Source organism: Sphingomonas sp. TREG-RG-20F-R18-01, from assembly GCF_022662475.1.
Classification (GTDB): Bacteria; Pseudomonadota; Alphaproteobacteria; order Sphingomonadales; family Sphingomonadaceae; genus Sphingomonas.
Genome location: NZ_JAKNQQ010000003.1, coordinates 294,192 through 312,094, shown reverse-complemented (window position 1 = coordinate 312,094; position 17,903 = coordinate 294,192). Strand labels below are relative to the sequence as shown.

The following is a 17,903-nucleotide window of genomic DNA, read 5'->3' as shown; positions in this document are numbered from 1 at the left end:
CCCACCCCAACCCCTCCCCTGAAGGGGAGGGGCTAGAGAGAAGCGTTCGCCCGAGAAAGCCCCTCCCTTTCAGGGGGTGGGGTGGGGTGGGGCCGAGCCTTGCAGAGACCAGCTCCCGCCTGAGCCCCCCCCAAACCTCAGAACGACTTGCTCACGGTCACCCCGTAAGTCCGCGGGTCGCCCGGTTGCCCGATGACCAACCCGGTGTTGCCCGACTGCGTCGTCAGCACCTCATAGTAATTCTGGTCGAACGCGTTGCGGACCCAGCCGAAGACGTTGAAGTCATCCTTCGCCTTGAACCCGAGGCGGAAGTTGCTGAGCGCATAGCCATCGATGTTGGTATAGGCCGAGGCCGAGGGATTGGACGAGAAGCGCGACCGGTAGCTGCCGTCGTAGCCGAGATAGAATTGCCCCGATACGCGACCGATCTGCGTTGGCACGTCATATTCGGCGCCATAGCTGAACGCCCATTTCGAAACGCCCGGCAATACCTGCCCCGAGATGTTGCAGCTCGCCGGGCTGATCCCCCCCGGGGTGCCCGGCGCGCTTGGCACCTGGCCCGCCGTCGCGGTCGTGCCGCCCGACAGTTCGGGCGGGCACGGCGCGTCGACGAAGCGCGCATATTTGGCGTCGGTGTACGCGCCATTGGCATAGACGTTGAACCGCGCGGTCGGGCGGAAGGCGGAGTCGATCTCTATCCCGCGAGTCCGCACATGCCCCGCATTGGCGAGATAACCGCGCAGCACGCCCAATTGCCCGTTGTTCACGCTCGCCTGGTAATCGAAGATATCGGTCCAGAAGGCCGCCAGGTTCACGGTCGCGCGACGGTCGAGGAACTGCGTCTTGAGCCCGAGCTCGTAATGATTGACCGCCTCGGGCTTGACCGTCGACGCCGAATAGAGCGGCTGGTTCGCCGCATCGAGCGGCAGGCCCGACAGGTTGACGCCCCCCGATTTGTAGCTGCGCGCATAGGTCGCATACGCATGCAGATCGCGTGAGATCGTCCAGGCGGCGGTAACGTCACCCGACAGGTTCCACTTGCTAAGATGTGCGGGATAGCTTTGCGGCGGCAGCGTCGTACACTGGTCGCGGAGCACCGCGGCGGTCGGCGCCGGGGTGCAGCGGATCACGGTCCCTGCCCCGGTCGTCACCACCGCATCATATTGCGCGTCCTTCTTGTCATAATTGAGCCGCGCGCCCGGCGCGATCGAGAAGCGGTCGCTGACATGCCAGGTGAGCTTACCGAACAACGCCGCGCTGGTGTTGCCGAGATGGCTGCGCAACGTCGAGGTGAGCCCGTTGAGGACCGCCGGGTTGCTTGCGTTGGCGCCGCTGAGCAGATAGCGGCTCGCGGCCGATCCCTGCACCTGCAGCCCCTCCACGTCGACGGCCTGGTAGAAATAGAACAGCCCGGCGAGGTAATCGATCTTATGGGTGCCGTTCGAAGCGACCCGCAGTTCCTGGCTCAACTGATATTGCTGCGACGTATTCGCCGATACGGTGGTGATCGGCAGTCCGGTGAAATCGCGGTCGCTGTTCGGGACCCAGTCCCAGAAGCGATAGGCGCTAACCGACGTCAGCGTCGCGCCGCCCAGATCGAGATTGCCGACGAGCGACGTCCCGCCGATCTTCTGCTTCGCGCGCGGCACCGCATCCAGATCGGTCACGCGGTCGAACGCGTTGGTCGAGGGCGCGGCATAGCCGAACGCCGCCGCCAACGCGGCATATTGCCGCGCGACCGGCCGCTGTGTCGCGCCGGTCCGGACGTAATATTGCACGCAACATTTGGGGTCTTGCGCATTGTAATCCCCGTACAATGTCAGGTCGAGGGTATCGGTCGGTTTCCACAGCAACTGGCCGCGAAAGCTCTTGTTGTCCTGGCTGTTCTGATAGTCGTTGAGGCGCGTGTTATAGATCGTGCCCCGCCGCGTCGTGATCGAGGTCGACAGCCGGATCGCGAGCTTGTCGTCGATCAGCGGACCCGAAACCGACGCCTTGCCCTGGAAGAAATCGTAATTGCCGCCGGTCACCTCGACCCGCGCTTCGGGCGTGAAGCTGGGCTTGCGGGTCGAGATGTTGATTGCGCCGGCGGTCGTGTTCTTGCCGTAGAGCGTGCCCTGTGGACCGCGTAACACCTCGATCCGCTCGGTATCCGTGAAGTCGAACGTCGCCGATGCGATCCGGCTGTAATAGACCTGATCGACGTAGATGCCGACGCCCTGCTCGATCCCGTCGTTGGTCAGCCCGAACGGCGCGCCGAGCCCGCGGATGTTCGCGGCGGAATTGCGCGGGTTGGTCGAGTAGAATTGCAGGCTGGGTTGCAGCTGGGTCAGCCGGTTGACGTTGTAGGTCCCGGTTTCCGCGAGCGCGGTGCCGCCGATCACCGAGATCGCGATCGGGACCGACTGGATCGTCTCGACCCGTCGGCGCGCGGTGACGACGATGTCGCCCCCGCCCTGTTGCGCGGTTCCGAGGCGACCTTCGCTCTGGTCGGTCGGCGCGGGTGAGACGGCGGGCGGAACCTGCGGTTCGACCGCTGTCTGAGCGAGCAGGATAAGCGGCAGGTGAGCAAGCATGTACGTCCCCTTTACGCCCGGTGATGCCGAGTCGCCGGTACAATGCCTATCAACTGGGGGGATTATCACGCCGGATTGTTCTTTGCGGTCCGATAGTCCGGCTTTAGCCATGCCGAAATTGCGCAAGGCACCTCTTGAACCGGCGATGGAACGCCCCAGATTTCTGCTGTGCGGTGCCACTCACGGGCCGCATCGGGCCGGGTCGCACCTGCGTGGACCGGGCTTGCACACCAACGATGTATCTCGCTTTTTTAGGAGCTCATCATGCGTCAATTCGATCTTACCCCCTTCCGCCGCTCGACCGTCGGCTTCGACCGGCTGTTCGACATGCTCGAGGCCAATGCGCGCCAGGCGAGCGCGGACAATTATCCCCCCTTCAACCTTGAGCGGCTCGATACCGATCGCTATCGCATCACGATTGCTGTCGCCGGCTTCGGCCGCGACGACATCGAGATCACCGCGCAGCAGAACCTGTTGCAGGTGAAAGGGCGCAAGGATGACAAGGACGCCGCTGCCGCATCCTTCCTCCATCTCGGCATCGCCAACCGCAGCTTCGAGCGGCGTTTCGAACTCGCCGATTTCGTGCGGGTCGAGGATGCCCGGCTGAACGACGGGCTGCTCGTCGTGGATCTCGTCCGCGAAGTGCCTGAGGCGATGAAGCCCAAGACGATCGCGATCAAGACCGGCGCACCGCTGGTCGCGGTCGAGGACAAGAAGGACTCGGCGCAGGCTGCGTAACGGCTGTCGCTTGGACTAAGGTTGGGGCGTCCGGACTTCGGTCCGGGCGCCCTTTCTCGTTCCTTACATCATGCCGTAACACCTCCCCGGCGAAGGCCGGGGCCCAGTAGTGATACGGAAGAAAGCGAGCGACTGCGCTTCGTTTTCGCAACCTGCGCTACTGGGCCCCGGCCTTCGCCGGGGAGGGTAGTAGAGAGCGGTTCGCTTCCCAGCAAAGTCCGTGTCCCGCAGTAGCGCTGCCACCGCCGGACGACGACCGTCACACCAGCCGCGACTGCCGTACCGCCGCCGCGATGAAGCTCGCGAACAGCGGATGCGGATCGAACGGCTTGCTCTTGAGCTCGGGATGGAACTGGACACCGACGAACCATGGATGGTCCGGCCGCTCGACGATCTCGGGCAGCATCCCGTCGGGCGACATCCCGCTGAACACGAGGCCACCTTGTTCCAGCCGCTCGCGGTACGCTGTGTTCACCTCGTAGCGATGCCGATGCCGCTCCGAAATGTCGCTGTCGCCGTAGATCGTCGAGACGACCGAATTGCCGTCGAGCTTCGCCGGATACGCACCGAGACGCATCGTCCCGCCAAGATCGCCACCGGCTTCGCGCTTTTCGAGCCCGCCGGTGCTCATCCATTCGGTGATCATGCCGACCACGGGTTCCTCGGTCGGGCCGAACTCGGTCGAGCTCGCGGCCGTGATCCCCGCTAGATCGCGCGCGCCTTCGACGCATGCCATCTGCATCCCGAAGCAGATGCCGAAATACGGAATGTCGCGTTCACGCGCGAAGCGGACGCTGGCGATCTTGCCTTCCGCGCCCCGCTCGCCGAACGCGCCGGGAACGAGGATCGCGTGCATCGGCTCGAGCCGCGCGGCGATGTCGGCATCGTCCGCCTCGAACAGCTCGGCGTCGATCCACTCGACGTTGACCTTGACCTTGTTGGCGATCCCGCCGTGGACGAGCGCCTCGTTGAGCGACTTGTACGCATCCTGCAAGCCGACATATTTGCCGACCACGCCGATCGTGACCTCGCCCTCGGGGTTGGTCAGCCGGTCCATGATATTGGTCCAGCGCGACAGGTCGGGTGCGCTGCCGGGCAGGATCCCGAACGCGTTGAGGACCGCGTCGTCGAGGCCCTCGTTATGGTACTGGACCGGGACCGCGTAGATGCTCTTGGCGTCGAGCGCGGGGATGACCGCGGACTTGGGGACGTTGCAGAACAGCGCGATCTTGGCGCGGTCGCTTTCCGGCAGAGGTTGCTCGCAGCGGCACACCAGCACGTCGGGCTGGACGCCGAGTGCGGCGAGTTCGCGGACCGAATGCTGCGTCGGCTTGGTCTTCAGCTCGCCTGCGGCAGCGATGTACGGCACCAGCGTGACGTGGATGCTGACCGAATTGCCGCGGCCAAGATCGTTGCGGAGCTGGCGGATCGCCTCGATGAACGGGAGCGATTCGATGTCGCCGACCGTCCCGCCGATCTCGCACAGCACGAAGTCGAGATCGTCGATCTCTGCCTGCGCGAAGTCCTTGATCGCATCGGTGACGTGCGGGATGACCTGCACGGTTGCGCCGAGATAATCGCCGCGGCGTTCGCGCGCGATGATCTGCTGGTAGATCCGGCCCGACGTGACGTTGTCGCTCTGCCGTGAGGGCACGCCGGTGAAGCGTTCGTAATGGCCGAGGTCGAGATCGGTCTCGGCGCCGTCGTCGGTCACATAGACTTCGCCGTGCTGGTAGGGCGACATCGTGCCGGGATCGACGTTGAGATAGGGATCGAACTTGCGGATCCGCACGCGATAGCCACGGGCCTGGAGCAGGGCCGCGAGGCTCGCTGCCATGAGACCCTTGCCGAGCGAGGAGACCACGCCGCCGGTGATAAAGATGAACCGCGCCATGGGAGCAAAGGCCTAGCGTCATCCGGGGTGGCGCGACAAGCGCGCGACTCCGGGAAAGTTTCAGGAAAGTACGAAGCCGGCCGCTTGGCCGGTCCGCGGCTTACGGTGCGGTCGGGGCCGCGCCGTTGGCGGGAGCCGCCGTGTTGCCGGTCGGCTCGATCGCGCTGCGCGCGCCGCTGGCGAACGGATTGTTCGGATCGGTCTGGACCGGCGGTGCAACCGGCGCCGGCGCCGTTGCTGCGCCGCGCGCCAGCGTCGGATCGACCTTGGCGACGCGGTTCTGTGCGGCCAGCACCGCGAGCAGGATGCTGAGCGCGATGAACACCGCCCCCAGCGTCGAGGTGGCGCGCGTCAGGAAATCCGCCGCGCCGCGGGCCGACATCAGCCCCGACGGCGATCCGCCCATGCCAAGACCGCCACCTTCGGACTTCTGCACGAGAATCACCGAGACCAGCGCCGCAGCGACGCAGAAGTGGACGACGAGGAGGAACTGGAACAGAAACATGTTGCGGGTTGATCCTTGAGCGGCGGTCGGCGGCTGCGTTGCGGGGCACATAGGCGAGGTCTTCGGTCTGATCAACCGCGCCGGTACCGAAGCCCGGTGTGGCGACCATAGAGTTGCGCGCTTTGGGGCCGAACGGGCCGCGATGGCGGGGCGGGATTGCGCTACATTTCGCCATCGAACTGAAACCTAGCGGGGGGCAAAGGCGTTAAGTTGTTCAGGAATATCCCCGATCGTCGGGGGTTGCCGAGTAATTTGCGGGTATTTTGCCGTGGCAGTTCAAACCGATACCTCTCTGAGCGAATGGATGCAGGCGCTTGTCGACTATGTTCGGTCGGGCGAGCCCGATCTGACGAACCGGCAAATGGCGCTGCTGCTGGTCGTCTATCTCAAACCCGGGCCGCATACGGTGCGCGGGCTGGCGGCCATGCTCAACGTATCGAAACCCGTCGTGACACGCGCCTTGAACAGGCTTGGCACCCTGGGCTATCTGCGCCGTCAACGCGACGATAACGACAAGCGTAATATCTTCGTCGCACGTACCTCCGAAGGGGCAGGGTTTCTTGAAGATTTCGGCCAGTTCATCGGCGGGGGCACGCCGCAACCCGTTGCCCGCCGCGCTACCGCGTAAGAGTTTTTCGTTGCTCGGCCAGTCGGTTGCGCTGGATCCGCGGCAATATGCTGTGCGTCGCGATCTTGCCGACATCCGGCTTGCCGACCGAGTGTTTGCGCCACACTATGCAGCCGCGGTGTTGCGCGTGGTCGTCACGGCCACAGAGCTGCGCGAAAAGCCGGAAACCGATTCGGCGGTGATCGCGGATCTGCCGGAAGGTGCCCCGTTCGAGGTCCTCGAGTTCGTCGCGGGGCGCGCATGGGGGAGCGCACCTTCGGTCAACCTGGTTGGCTATGTCGATACCCGCGCGCTTTCGTGGCCGACGTCATGACCGTCAGCGTCTTCATCGACGGGGCCGCCGGGACGACCGGGCTCGAAATTCGCGATCGGCTCGCCGACCGTGCGGACGTTGCGCTCGTCGCGCTCGATGACGCCGTCCGAAAGGATCCTGCTGCTCGGCGTGCCGCGCTCAACGACAGCGATTTCGTCATTCTGTGTCTGCCGGACGACGCTGCGCGCGAGGCGGTTGCGCTGATCGACAACGACCATACCCGCATTATCGACGCGTCGACGGCGCATCGTACCGCCGATGGCTGGAGCTACGGTTTCCCCGAGCTCGAGCGTAGCCAGGCCGCGCTGATCGCCGAGTCGAAGCGCGTGACCAATCCCGGTTGTTACCCGACCGGCTTTCTGGCGCTGGTACGGCCATTGGTACGGGCGGGACTGGTGCCCTTCGACTGGCCGATCACCGTCAATGCGGTGTCGGGCTATTCGGGCGGCGGCAAGGCGATGATCGCGGAATATGAGGGCCCCAACCCGCCCCCGGCGGCCCGAGCCTATGCCTTGGGACTTGCGCACAAACATGTGCCCGAGATGCAGAAACATGCGCGGTTGGAACACCCGCCGATCTTCATGCCGTCGGTTGCCAATACCTATCGCGGCATGATCGTCGAAGTCCCGCTGCCGCTGGCAATGTTCAAACGTCGCCCGTCCCTGCAGGCGTGCGAAGCCGCACTGCGCGAGGCCTATGGCAACGACAGCCTGATCCGCGTCGCCGACGACGATGCTGCGACCGTACAGATCGAGGATGATGCCGGTACCGATCGGCTCACCTTGCGGGTATGCGGAAATGCTGAAGCGGGTCAGGTCCGCTTGATCGCAACGCTCGACAATCTCGGCAAGGGCGCTGCCGGCGCCGCGGTACAGAATTTGAACGTCATGGCCGGGTTCGATCCGCTCGCCGGACTGATCCGCTAATACGTCCAGCCCCCAAATGTTTTCCGGTTTCATCTTGGCGGCGCGGGTCTGGCCGCTTAGGTGACCCTTCCCCCCCAGGAGGTTAAAGTCGCATGCCAGCTCGCACGCCTGTCGGTAAACTCCTGTTGTTCGGCGCCACTGGCGATCTGGCGCAGCGCATGCTGCTGCCATCGCTCTATGGGCTTCATGCCGATGGACTGTTGCCCGAGGGGCTGACGATCACCGGCACCGCCCGGTCGGAACATGACGATGCGAGCTACCAGGCGTTCGCCAAGACCGCGCTCGAGAAATTCGTCCCGAAGGACCGGATGGACGAGAAGGCGATGGCGAGCTTCCTCGAGCGGGTCGGCTACCAGCCGCTCGATGCGACCGACCTCGATCATTACAAACAGCTCGGCAACAAGGTCGGCGACGTCTCGGGCGGGCTCGCGATCTTCCTCTCGACTGCGCCGTCGCTGTTCGAGGCGGTGATCCGCGGGCTCGAATCCGCGGGTCTGGCGGGCGAAACCGTCCGGATCGGGCTCGAGAAGCCGCTCGGCTACGACCTAGCGTCGAGCCGTGAGATCAACGACACCGTCGCGACTGCCTTCTCCGAGGAGCGGACCTTCCGGATCGACCATTATCTCGGCAAGGAAACCGTCCAGAACATCCTCGCGCTGCGCTTCGGCAACTCGTTCTTCGAGCCGGTGTGGAATGCGCGCGGGATCGACAATATCCAGATCACGATCTCCGAAACGGTCGGGCTGGAAGAACGCGCCGCTTACTATGACGGCGCGGGCGCGCTGCGCGACATGGTCGCCAACCATATGCTCCAGTTGCTCGCACTCGTCGCGATGGAGCCCCCTGCCCGCTTCGACGGCAATGCGATCCGCGACGAGAAGGCCAAGGTCTTCCGCTCGCTCCGCACGATCAAGCCCGAGGAAGCGCCGCGCGACACCGTCACCGGCCAATATGCCGCGGGCGCTAGCGGGGGCGAGATCGTCAAGGGCTATGCCGACGAGCTCGGCAAGGCCTCCACCACCGAGACGTTCGTCGCGATCAAGGCGCATGTCGACAACTGGCGCTGGCAGGGCGTGCCCTTCTATTTGCGCACCGGCAAGCGCATGCCGACGCGGCGGAGCGAGATCGCGATCCAGTTCAAGCCGGTGCCGCACTCGATGTTCTCGAACCGTGGCGGCTTGCTCCAGCCCAACGTGCTGATCATCCGCCTGCAGCCCGAGGAATATATCCAGTTGCTGGTGATGGCGAAGGAGCCGGGGCTCGACCGCGACGGGATCCGTTTGCGCGAGGTGCCGCTAAACCTCAGCCTCGATTCGGAATTCGCGGGCACGCGCCGGCGCATCGCCTATGAGCGGTTGCTGCTCGATCTGATCGAGGGCGACCAGACGCTGTTCGTCCGGCGCGACGAGGTCGAGGCGCAGTGGACGTGGATCGATGCGATCCGCGAGGGCTGGGTCGCGAACGACATGAAGCCCAAGAGCTATCCTTCGGGGAGCTGGGGGCCGAGTGCTGCGGTCGCGCTGACCGAGCGCGATGGCGTGACCTGGCAGGACGATTAGAAATCTCCCGCTCCCGCTTGCGGGAGAGGGTGGCCAAGCGAAGCGAGGACGGGAGAGGGCAGTTACGCGGACCTGCGTTTCTGACTGCCCCTCTCCCCGACCCTCTCCCCGCAAGCGGGGAGAGGGAGAACAAGAGAGAAGAGACATGAGCGACGAACACGAAATCGAATGGTGGGATTATGAGGGCGCCGACGAGATGGCGGATGCCGTCGCGGGCGACATCGGCTTCATCATCGACGCGGCGATCGACGCGCGCGGCGCGGCGGTGATCGCGCTGGCGGGGGGCAAGACCCCGGTGCCGATCTACGAACGGCTCGCCAAGGCGAAGATCGACTGGAAGCGCGTGACGATCGTGCCGACCGACGAGCGCGTGGTGCCGCTGGGCGACGCGCTGTCGAACGTCACGATGATCGCCAAGACGTTCCTGCCCAAGGGCGCGCGCGTGATGCCGATCGTTCCCAACGCGACCGCGGACTACAAGGCTGCCGGCCGTTCGGCGGATGCGCTGATGCAGGACCTGCACTGGCCGCTCGACCTGTGCCTGCTCGGTGTGGGGGCTGATGGCCACACTGCGTCGATCTTCCCCGGTCCCGACTTCGACGAGGCATTGTCCGGCCCGGTCGAGCGCCGCGCGCTCGGCGTGATGCCCGATCCGCTCCCCAAGGAAGCACCGGTCGCGCGCGTCACGCTCAGCCGCGCCGCGATCGTCTCGGCGCGCGCGCTAATCATCGCGGTGACGGGCGATGCCAAGAAGAAGGTGATCGAACAGGCGATCAAGCAGGGCCCGTCGTCATCCTACCCGATCGGACGGGTGCTTGCGGATGCGGAATTACCGGTAGATATTCATTGGGCCGCCGAATGATCTCCAACCCCTCCCCGGGAAGATTGTCGTGACCCTTCATCCTGAAATTGCCGCCGTAACCGACCGCGTCATCACGCGGTCAAGGCCGACGCGCGACGCGTACCTCAAGCTGATCGGGCGTGCGCGCGATTCGCATATCGAGCGGCCCGCGATGGGCTGCGCGAACGCCGCGCACGCCTATGCCGGGACCGAGGAGGATCGCCCCGCGCTGACCGGTGGCAAGGCGATGAACATCGGGATCGTCACGTCGTATAACGACATGCTCTCGGCACACGCGCCTTACTATCGCTACCCCGAGCAGATGAAGATCTGGGCGCGCGAAGCGGGTGCGACCGCGCAGGTCGCGGGCGGTGTCCCCGCGATGTGCGATGGCGTGACGCAGGGCTATCCCGGCATGGAGCTGTCGCTGTTCAGCCGCGACACGATTGCGCTGTCGACCGCGATCGCGCTCAGCCACGGGATGTTCGAGGGCGCGGCGCTGCTCGGGATCTGCGACAAGATCGTCCCCGGGCTGCTGATGGGGGCGCTCCGCTTCGGGCATCTGCCGATGGTGCTGATCCCCGCGGGGCCGATGCCCTCGGGGCTGCCCAACAAGGAGAAGGCAGCGGTCCGCGAGGCATTCGCCGAAGGCAAGGTCGGGCGCGACGCGCTGCTCGAGGCCGAGATCGGCGCGTATCATTCCAAGGGCACCTGCACCTTCTATGGCACCGCCAACTCCAACCAGATGATGATGGAGATGATGGGGCTCCACATGCCGGGGGCGGCCTTCATCAATCCAGGCACCAAGCTGCGGCAGGAACTGACGCGCGGTGCGGTCCACCGTCTCGCGGCGAACGGCTGGCATGGCGACTCCTATCGTCCGCTTGGGCTGTGCGTCGATGAGAAGGCGATCGTCAACGCGGCGATCGGGTTGCTCGCCACCGGAGGCTCGACCAACCATCTGCTGCATCTGCCCGCGATCGCGGCGTGTGCGGGGATCGTCATCGACTGGGAGGACTTCGACCGCTTGTCCAAGGCGATCCCGCTGATCGCGCGAGTCTATCCGAACGGTTCTGCCGACGTGAACGGGTTCGAGGCGGCGGGCGGAATGCCGTTCGTGATCCGCGAACTGATCGCGGCGGGGATGCTTCACGGCGACCTCATGACGGTCGCGGGCGACAGCCTCGAGGCTTATGGCCGCAAGCCGGTGCTCGAGGGCGACCATCTCAATTGGATCGATCCCGGCCCGAGCGGCGACGAGACGATCCTGCGCCCCCCCGCCGCGCCGTTCGCGCCCGAGGGCGGGTTCCGCATCCTGACGGGCAACCTCGGTCGCGCGTGCATCAAGGTTTCGGCGGTCGAGCGCGATCGCTGGACGATCGAGGCGCCCGCGCGGGTGTTCCATGACCAGGCATCGGTGCAGGCGGCGTTCCAGGCAGGCGAACTCGACCGCGACGTCGTCGTCGTCGTGCGCTTCCAGGGGCCGCGCGCGAACGGCATGCCCGAGCTGCACAAGCTCACCCCGCCGCTCGGCGTGCTCCAGAACCGCGGGTTCCGCGTCGCGCTCGTGACCGACGGGCGGATGTCGGGGGCGAGCGGCAAGGTGCCGTGCGCGATCCATATCTCGCCCGAGGCGCTGGGTGACGGTCCGTTGTCGCGGGTGCGCGATGGCGACGTGATCCGGGTCGATGCGGAGACCGGCGAATTGTTCGCGCGGGTCGATCCGGCGGAATGGGCGGCGCGCACGCCGGTCACGATGCCGACCGAGATCGACGGGATGGGCCGCGAATTGTTCGGCCTGTTCCGCGCCAACGCGAACGAGGCGGAGCGCGGTGCTTCGCCGTTGCTGACGGGGATGGGCTGGTAACACCGCAACGTGCTCCTGCGCAGGCAGGAGCCCAGGGTTACGTATGGGACGCTTGTTGCTCTGGGCTCCTGCCTTCGCAGGAGAACAGCGCGCAAGCCTGAGGGGAATGGAATGCAGGTCGTTGCAGTGGATATCGGCGGTACGCACGCCCGCTTCGCATTGGCGGAGGTCGAGAATGGCCGTGTCGTCTCACTCGGCGAGCCGGTAACGCTCAAGACCGCCGAATATGGCGGGTTCCAGACCGCTTGGGAGGCGTTCGGAGCCCGCATCGGCCAGCCGCTGCCGCGCGCGGCGGCAATCGCGGTCGCCTCGCCGATCAGTGGCGACGTGATCAAGCTGACCAACAACCCCTGGGTGATCCGCCCGCCGCTGATCAAGGAGCGGCTCAAGGTCGACAATTTCGTCCTGATCAACGATTTCGGCGCGGTCGGCCAGGCGGTGGCGCAGGTCCCCGAAACCGAGTTCCTCCATATCGGCGGGCCGGACATCCCCTTCCCTACCAACGGCGTCATCACCGTCTGTGGTCCGGGCACCGGGCTCGGCGTCGCGCAGGTCTTGCGCGCGCATGACCGCTATCACGTGATCGAGACCGAAGGCGGTCACATCGACTTCGCGCCGCTCGACGCGCTCGAGGATGCGATGGTGAAGCGGTTGCGCAAGGCGTACACGCGCGTCTCCGCCGAGCGCGTGGTGTCGGGCCCCGGCATCGTCGCGATCTACGAGACGCTCGCCGACATCGAGCATCGCTCGATCACGCGGCTCGACGACAAGGCGATCTGGACCGCCGCGCTCGAGGACGGCGACAGCCTCGCCGTCACCGCGCTCGACCGGTTCTGCATGAGCCTTGGCGCGGTCGCGGGGGATCTGGCGCTCGCGCATGGGTCGAACGGCGTCGTGATCGCGGGCGGGCTCGGGCTTCGGCTCAAGGATCATTTCCGCAAGTCGGGCTTTGCCGAGCGGTTCGCCGCCAAGGGGCGGTTCCAGAACCGCATGTCGACGATCCCCGTCAAGCTCATCACTTATCCGCAGCCCGGCCTGTTCGGCGCGGCGGCCGCCTATGCGCAGGAGTATACCCAATGACCGTCACCATCGCCGATATCATGCAGACCAGCGCGGTCATTCCGGTGCTGGTGATCGACGACGCCGCGACCGCGCGTCCGCTCGCCGAGGCGCTCGTCGCGGGTGGCCTGCGCGTGCTCGAAGTCACGATGCGGACCCCCGCCGCGCTCGACGCGATTCGCGAGATGAAGCAGGTGCCGGGCGCGATCGTGGGCGCCGGGACAGTCGTCAACACCGACCAGTTTCGCCAGGTGATGGATGCAGGGGCGGAGTTCATCGTCTCCCCGGGCCTGACCGAACGGCTTGCGCGCCCGATCATCGACAGTGGCGTACCGTTCCTGCCCGGCATTGCGAATGCCGCCGATATCATGACCGGGCTCGATCTCGGCTTGACGCATTTCAAGTTTTTCCCGGCCGAGGCGAACGGCGGCCTGAAAGCCCTGAAGGCGCTTGCCGCACCGTTCTATCAGTGCAGCTTCTGCCCGACGGGTGGCATTACCGAGGCGTCGGCAGGCGAATGGCTCGCGTTCAAGCCTGTCCTATGCGTCGGTGGCAGTTGGGTGACCCCGAAGGGCGCGTCGATGGCCGAGGTCGAGACCATCGCCCGGGCCGCCAACAGCCTGCGCGCCTGACCAGACCACGGTCGGGGCCGATGATTTCGGCCGCCGTACCCTTCATGGCGGAGGCATTGTCGTTGCTGCTGCGTCGCAGCAATAAAAACTAACGCGTTGGTTAAACACTGGCTTTCCGACCGCGTTACGTTGGCATTCCCCTTCAAGGAGAGTGCCCATGTCCCGACCGACCGATAACGACCGTCAAGCTCCGGGTGAAACGCTGCGCGGATCGCTGCTGTTTCTCGGGTTCGGAATGACGATGCTGGCCTTCCTGGTTGCGATCGATCGGCCGGAATGGTTCGTCTTGCGCCCCGCAACCGGCACCGCGGTGGCCATGTCGGCCGCGCCCACGGTACCGGCGCGAGAATTGCGGGCGGCGCGCGACGAACAGCCGCTTCGCCACCGCTGATCCGTTCGTGGTTGACGCCGATCGTCAGACGGCCGTCTTGCCATACTCCTGCTTGGTGACGGGGTGGCTGCTCGATAGCCCCCCGTCGACAGCGATCGCCTGCCCGTTGACGTAGCTTGCCGCGTCGGACGCAAGAAAGGCCGCGACCTCGGCCAGCTCCTCGGGCTGCGCGCCGCGCCGCAACGGGTTGAGCCGCCCGACCCGGTCGATCTTCCCCGCCTCGCGGGCATAGTCGAAGGTCGGCTTGGTCATGCCGGTCTCGGTCAACCCGGGGCAGATCGCGTTCACCCGCACGTTCGACCCCGACAGTTGCTGCGCCGACACCATCGCGAGGTTGATGACGCCAGCCTTGGAGGCCGAATACGCCGGCGACCCCGCCCCCGAGCGAATCCCCGCGACGCTCGCGGTCAGCACGATCGCGCCACCGCCGCGTTCGGCGATCCTGGGCGCGGCATGCTTGATCGCGAGATACGGGCCGATCAGGTTGACGCGCAGCACCTCGGTGATCAGCGCGACGTCCGTGTCGAAGATGTTCGCCATTCCGCCCGAGATGCCGGCATTGGCGAACATCACGTCGAGCCCGCCATAATATTCGGTCGCGACGTGGACGGCGCGAATGACGTCCTGTTCGTTTCCAGCGTCGATCTGGATCGCATGCGCGGTGCCGCCGCCCTGTTCGATCAGCGCAGCGGTTTCATGCACGGCGTCGGCCAGGTCGGCAACGATCACCGATCCCCCCTCGCGCGCGAACAACAGGGCGCTCGCGCGGCCGATGCCCGATCCCGCACCGGTGACGATGATCGACTTGCCCGTGAACCGCTGCGTCATGGCCTTCTCCCCTGTTTCAAATCGTCACGCCGCCATCCAGCACGATCGTCTGGCCGGTCATGAAGCTGCTCGCCTGGCTCGCGAGGAACACGACCGCGCCTGCGATCTCCTCGGGCTCGCCGATCCGGCGAAGCGGCACGGTCGCGTTTGCCGCCGCGATCCGTTCGGGGTCCTCCCACAGCGCGCGTGCGAAGTCGGTCTTGATCAGCCCCGGCGCGATGCAGTTGACGCGGACATTGTCGGGGCCGAATTCATGCGCGAGGTTGCGCGCGAGTTGCATGTCGGCGGCCTTGGAGATGCAATAAGCCCCGATGATCGTCGAGCCACGCAGGCCCCCGATCGACGAGACGATGATGATCGACCCCGCCCGGCGCTCGCGCATTTCGGGGGCGACCATCGTGATCAGCCAGTGGTTCGAGACGATGTTGTTGTCGAGGATCTTGCGAAACTGGTCGTCGGCAATGCCCGCCTGCGGGCCGTAATAGGGATTGGATGCCGCGTTGCAGACCAGCACGTCGATCTGGCCGAACGCAGCGCGGGTCGCGTCGACCAGATGCTGCAAACCCGCCTTGTCCGAGATGTTGGCGGCGACCGCGATCGCAGTGCGGTCCCCGTACCGGGCGTTGATCTCTGCCGCGACCCCGTCGCAGGCGTCCTGCTTGCGGCTGGAGATGACGACCTTCGCGCCATGCTCGGCAAGCTCGAACGCGCTCGCCTTGCCGATCCCGCGGGAGGACCCGGTGACGATCGCCACGTTGCCGGTCAGATCGAATTGCGACATTTTGTACCCCTCCCCGTCACCCCGGCGGAGGCCGGGGCCGCCATGTCATACGCCAAGGTCAGACGTCATACCCATCAACGTGGCGGCCCCGGCCTCCGCCGGGGGGACGGGAGAAGACGTTTGCTCCACCAAGCCACCGACTTCCACCCTACGCTCCCGCTTTCTGCGCGAAACTCCACGCCGCGTCCGCCAGCCGATACACCCCCGCCGCGGACTTTTCCGCCTGCGCGCTGGATGCGGTTCCCTCGACGATCCGTTTCTTGATGCCCTGAACGATGCCGGTCAGCCGAAACAGATTATACGCGAAATACCAGTTGAGGTCGGGCACCCCGTCGCGTCCGGTCGCGGCGCAGTAGCGCTCGACCATATCCTCGATCGTCGGGATCCCCGTTTCAGGCCCGGTATGCCCGAGCACGCCGGAACGCCCCTCGGGCGCGGTTACCCAGCTCATCAGGAAATAGCTGAAGTCCGCCAGCGGATCGCCGAGCGTCGACAACTCCCAGTCGAGCAGCGCGATCACGCGTGGCTCGGTCTTGTGGAAGATCATGTTGTCGATCCGGTAATCGCCGTGAACGATCGACGTCCGGGTCTGCGCGGGAACGGTCCGCCCGAGATAATCGATCAGCCGCTCGACCGTCTCCATCCGCTCGGTCTCGGACGCGCGATACTGTTTGGTCCAGCGCGCGACCTGGCGTTCGAAATAATTACCCGGACGCCCATACTCGCCGAGCCCCGCCGCTTCGTGGTCGGTGGTATGGAGCGCCGCGAGCGTATCGCACATCGCGTTGTAGATGCCGGTCCGATCGGCAGGCGCGAACCCGGGCAGCGTTCCATCCCAAAGGTTGCGCCCGTCGGCGAAGCCCATGACGTAGAAGTCGGTCCCGATCACCGCAGGGTCGGTGCACAGGCCATAAGGCCGCGCAACCGGGAACCCTGTCGGATACAGGCCCGCGATCACGCGATATTCTCGGTCGACTGCATGCGCCGACGGAAGCAAATTCCCGAATGGCTTGCGGCGGAGCACATAGTCGCCCGAGGGTGCGCTGATCTTGAAGGTCGGGTTGGACTGCCCGCCCGAGAATTTCGAGTAGCGCAGCGGGCCTGCGAACCCGTCGACATGCTCCGACATCCACGCGGTCAGCCGCGCTTCGTCGAGCCGGTCCTTTTCGGGAACGTCCATCGTCTGGGGGGCGAAATCCATCACGCGAACTCGATCACCGAACGGACCGTATCGCCGGTGCGCAGCTTGGCAAACGCATCGTTGATGTCCTCGAGCTGGATCCGCTCGGCGACCATCGTGTCGAGGTCGAGCTTGCCGTCGAGATACAGCCGCACCAGCCGCGGCATGTCGATCGGGAAGCGGGTCGATCCGAGCAGCGAGCCTTGCAGCTTCTTGCCCGTCAGGAAGGTCGGTCCCGCGATCTTCACGTCGTTGCCGGGAGCGATCATCCCGAGGATCGTCGCGGTGCCGCCGCGGCGGAGAATCGTCCAGGCAAGCTCGGCGGTATTGGATCGTCCGACTGCTTCGATCGCATAATGCACCCCGCCTCCGGTCAGCGCCGCCACCTGCTTGGCGAGGTCGGGCGCATTGGCGTCAAACACATGCGTCGCGCCCAGCTTCTCGGCGAGCGCACGCTTGTCCGCGACCGGATCGATCGCAAGGATCATCCCCGCGCCCGCGATCTTGGCAGCGTTGATCGCGGCAAGCCCGATCCCGCCGCAGCCGATCACCGCGACGGTTTCGCCCGGGCGCAACCGGCTGTCGTTGAAGATCGATCCCGCCCCCGTGATGACCGCGCAGCCAAGCAAGGCGGCACGGTCGAGCGGCATCGCCTTGTCGATCGCGACGCAGGCGTTTTCGTGGACGAGCATCATCTCGGCGAAAGCGGAGAGGTTGAGGAACGGCGCGAGCGGAGTCCCGTCGGCAAGGCTCAGCCGGGGCGGCGCGCCCTTCGGCCGACGCGTCGAGGGATCGACGCAGAGCGATGGCCGCCCGGTAACGCACATTTCGCACGCGCCGCAGAACACCGTGAAGAAGGTGATGACGTGATCACCGACCTTGAGATGCGCCACGTCCGAGCCGACCGCCTCGACGATCCCGGCGGCTTCGTGGCCCGGCACCGTCGGCATCGGATGCGGGAATGCGCCATCGACGAAATGCAGGTCGGAGCGGCACACGCCGCACGCGACGGTGCGGATCAGCACCTCGCGCGGGGCGGGATCGGCGACGCGGATATCCTCGATCACCAGATCGGTGTTGGGCGCGTGGAGGACGGCTGCTTTCACGAAACTTCCTTTCCTTACGGCTCCCCGGCGCAGACCGGGGCCGTCCTTCCTTGCGTCACCCCGGCGAAAGCCAGGGCCG

17 protein-coding genes are annotated in these 17,903 nt (G+C 65.7%); 10 read left to right on the top strand and 7 right to left on the bottom strand.

Translation table 11 applies throughout. The features are described 5' to 3' along the window. Nucleotides 1-137 precede the first annotated feature (137 nt). Complete coding sequence (locus tag L8K25_RS11210) at nucleotides 138-2,576, bottom strand: TonB-dependent receptor (RefSeq protein WP_242138997.1); 2,439 nt, start codon at nucleotides 2,574-2,576, stop codon at nucleotides 138-140. A gap of 264 nt (nucleotides 2,577-2,840) precedes the next feature. On the opposite strand from L8K25_RS11210, the gene L8K25_RS11205 reads away from it, so the two are divergent. Beyond that, nucleotides 2,841-3,314 (top strand): Hsp20 family protein, encoded by a 474-nt coding sequence (locus tag L8K25_RS11205; RefSeq protein ID WP_242138996.1) that lies wholly within the window; start codon nucleotides 2,841-2,843, stop codon nucleotides 3,312-3,314. 259 nt (nucleotides 3,315-3,573) lie between these two features. On the opposite strand, the gene L8K25_RS11200 is transcribed toward L8K25_RS11205, so the two are convergent. Further along, entirely contained in the window at nucleotides 3,574-5,208 is a 1,635-nt protein-coding gene (locus tag L8K25_RS11200) for a CTP synthase (protein ID WP_242138995.1), read from the bottom strand. Nucleotides 5,209-5,308: 100 nt separating this feature from the next. Beyond that, on the bottom strand, nucleotides 5,309-5,713 hold the full coding sequence (gene secG / locus L8K25_RS11195; RefSeq protein WP_242138994.1) for a preprotein translocase subunit SecG: 405 nt from the start codon (nucleotides 5,711-5,713) through the stop codon (nucleotides 5,309-5,311). Between the two features lie 304 nt (nucleotides 5,714-6,017). Between secG and L8K25_RS11190 the strand changes: the two genes are divergently transcribed. The 9 genes from L8K25_RS11190 (at nucleotide 6,018) to L8K25_RS11150 (ending at nucleotide 13,929) form a co-directional block, all read left to right on the top strand. Continuing rightward, nucleotides 6,018-6,341 (top strand): MarR family transcriptional regulator, encoded by a 324-nt coding sequence (locus L8K25_RS11190; RefSeq protein ID WP_242139266.1) that lies wholly within the window; start codon nucleotides 6,018-6,020, stop codon nucleotides 6,339-6,341. A gap of 10 nt (nucleotides 6,342-6,351) precedes the next feature. Further along, nucleotides 6,352-6,654: an SH3 domain-containing protein gene (locus tag L8K25_RS11185; protein ID WP_242138993.1), complete on the top strand. Its 303-nt coding sequence runs from the start codon at nucleotides 6,352-6,354 to the stop codon at nucleotides 6,652-6,654. After that, nucleotides 6,651-7,580: an N-acetyl-gamma-glutamyl-phosphate reductase gene (gene argC, locus L8K25_RS11180; RefSeq protein WP_242138992.1), complete on the top strand. Its 930-nt coding sequence runs from the start codon at nucleotides 6,651-6,653 to the stop codon at nucleotides 7,578-7,580. The genes L8K25_RS11185 and argC overlap by 4 nt, the downstream gene beginning before the upstream one ends. Nucleotides 7,581-7,672: 92 nt before the next feature. Beyond that, a complete protein-coding gene (gene zwf / locus L8K25_RS11175; RefSeq protein WP_242138991.1) occupies nucleotides 7,673-9,139 on the top strand; it encodes a glucose-6-phosphate dehydrogenase in 1,467 nt (488 codons plus the stop codon). A gap of 145 nt (nucleotides 9,140-9,284) precedes the next feature. After that, complete coding sequence (pgl, locus tag L8K25_RS11170) at nucleotides 9,285-10,001, top strand: 6-phosphogluconolactonase (RefSeq protein ID WP_242138990.1); 717 nt, start codon at nucleotides 9,285-9,287, stop codon at nucleotides 9,999-10,001. A 28-nt stretch (nucleotides 10,002-10,029) separates the two neighbouring features. Next, on the top strand, nucleotides 10,030-11,847 hold the full coding sequence (gene edd, locus L8K25_RS11165; RefSeq protein ID WP_242138989.1) for a phosphogluconate dehydratase: 1,818 nt from the start codon (nucleotides 10,030-10,032) through the stop codon (nucleotides 11,845-11,847). A 111-nt stretch (nucleotides 11,848-11,958) separates the two neighbouring features. Then, nucleotides 11,959-12,927, top strand: a complete 969-nt coding sequence (gene glk, locus L8K25_RS11160; RefSeq protein WP_242138988.1) for a glucokinase — start codon at nucleotides 11,959-11,961, stop codon at nucleotides 12,925-12,927. Next, a complete protein-coding gene (eda, locus tag L8K25_RS11155; RefSeq protein ID WP_242138987.1) occupies nucleotides 12,924-13,538 on the top strand; it encodes a bifunctional 4-hydroxy-2-oxoglutarate aldolase/2-dehydro-3-deoxy-phosphogluconate aldolase in 615 nt (204 codons plus the stop codon). The genes glk and eda overlap by 4 nt, the downstream gene beginning before the upstream one ends. Before the next feature lie 157 nt (nucleotides 13,539-13,695). Beyond that, nucleotides 13,696-13,929 (top strand): hypothetical protein, encoded by a 234-nt coding sequence (locus L8K25_RS11150; protein WP_242138986.1) that lies wholly within the window; start codon nucleotides 13,696-13,698, stop codon nucleotides 13,927-13,929. A 24-nt stretch (nucleotides 13,930-13,953) separates the two neighbouring features. Here the strand turns inward: L8K25_RS11150 and L8K25_RS11145 are convergent, their stop codons facing one another. The 4 genes from L8K25_RS11145 to L8K25_RS11130 all read right to left on the bottom strand — a co-directional run bounded on the left by L8K25_RS11145 (nucleotide 13,954) and on the right by L8K25_RS11130 (nucleotide 17,824). Next, on the bottom strand, nucleotides 13,954-14,757 hold the full coding sequence (locus L8K25_RS11145; RefSeq protein WP_242138985.1) for an SDR family oxidoreductase: 804 nt from the start codon (nucleotides 14,755-14,757) through the stop codon (nucleotides 13,954-13,956). 16 nt (nucleotides 14,758-14,773) lie between these two features. Further along, nucleotides 14,774-15,538 (bottom strand): SDR family oxidoreductase, encoded by a 765-nt coding sequence (locus L8K25_RS11140; protein ID WP_242138984.1) that lies wholly within the window; start codon nucleotides 15,536-15,538, stop codon nucleotides 14,774-14,776. Between the two features lie 148 nt (nucleotides 15,539-15,686). Further along, nucleotides 15,687-16,739 (bottom strand): phosphotransferase family protein, encoded by a 1,053-nt coding sequence (locus L8K25_RS11135; RefSeq protein WP_242138983.1) that lies wholly within the window; start codon nucleotides 16,737-16,739, stop codon nucleotides 15,687-15,689. Continuing rightward, entirely contained in the window at nucleotides 16,739-17,824 is a 1,086-nt protein-coding gene (locus L8K25_RS11130; protein ID WP_242138982.1) for a Zn-dependent alcohol dehydrogenase, read from the bottom strand. Before L8K25_RS11130 ends, L8K25_RS11135 begins: the two co-directional genes overlap by 1 nt. Nucleotides 17,825-17,903: the final 79 nt, after the last annotated feature.

Excerpts from the sequence above, each read along its gene's own strand:
- L8K25_RS11210 (WP_242138997.1), bottom strand. The coding sequence starts at position 2,576 with ATGCTTGCTCACCTGCCGCTTATCCTGCTCGCTCAGACAGCGGTCGAA.
- L8K25_RS11205 (WP_242138996.1), top strand. The coding sequence starts at position 2,841 with ATGCGTCAATTCGATCTTACCCCCTTCCGCCGCTCGACCGTCGGCTTC.
- L8K25_RS11200 (WP_242138995.1), bottom strand. The coding sequence starts at position 5,208 with ATGGCGCGGTTCATCTTTATCACCGGCGGCGTGGTCTCCTCGCTCGGC.
- secG (WP_242138994.1), bottom strand. The coding sequence starts at position 5,713 with ATGTTTCTGTTCCAGTTCCTCCTCGTCGTCCACTTCTGCGTCGCTGCG.
- L8K25_RS11190 (WP_242139266.1), top strand. The coding sequence starts at position 6,018 with ATGCAGGCGCTTGTCGACTATGTTCGGTCGGGCGAGCCCGATCTGACG.
- argC (WP_242138992.1), top strand. The coding sequence starts at position 6,651 with ATGACCGTCAGCGTCTTCATCGACGGGGCCGCCGGGACGACCGGGCTC.
- zwf (WP_242138991.1), top strand. The coding sequence starts at position 7,673 with ATGCCAGCTCGCACGCCTGTCGGTAAACTCCTGTTGTTCGGCGCCACT.
- pgl (WP_242138990.1), top strand. The coding sequence starts at position 9,285 with ATGAGCGACGAACACGAAATCGAATGGTGGGATTATGAGGGCGCCGAC.
- glk (WP_242138988.1), top strand. The coding sequence starts at position 11,959 with ATGCAGGTCGTTGCAGTGGATATCGGCGGTACGCACGCCCGCTTCGCA.
- eda (WP_242138987.1), top strand. The coding sequence starts at position 12,924 with ATGACCGTCACCATCGCCGATATCATGCAGACCAGCGCGGTCATTCCG.
- L8K25_RS11150 (WP_242138986.1), top strand. The coding sequence starts at position 13,696 with ATGTCCCGACCGACCGATAACGACCGTCAAGCTCCGGGTGAAACGCTG.
- L8K25_RS11145 (WP_242138985.1), bottom strand. The coding sequence starts at position 14,757 with ATGACGCAGCGGTTCACGGGCAAGTCGATCATCGTCACCGGTGCGGGA.
- L8K25_RS11140 (WP_242138984.1), bottom strand. The coding sequence starts at position 15,538 with ATGTCGCAATTCGATCTGACCGGCAACGTGGCGATCGTCACCGGGTCC.
- L8K25_RS11135 (WP_242138983.1), bottom strand. The coding sequence starts at position 16,739 with ATGGATTTCGCCCCCCAGACGATGGACGTTCCCGAAAAGGACCGGCTC.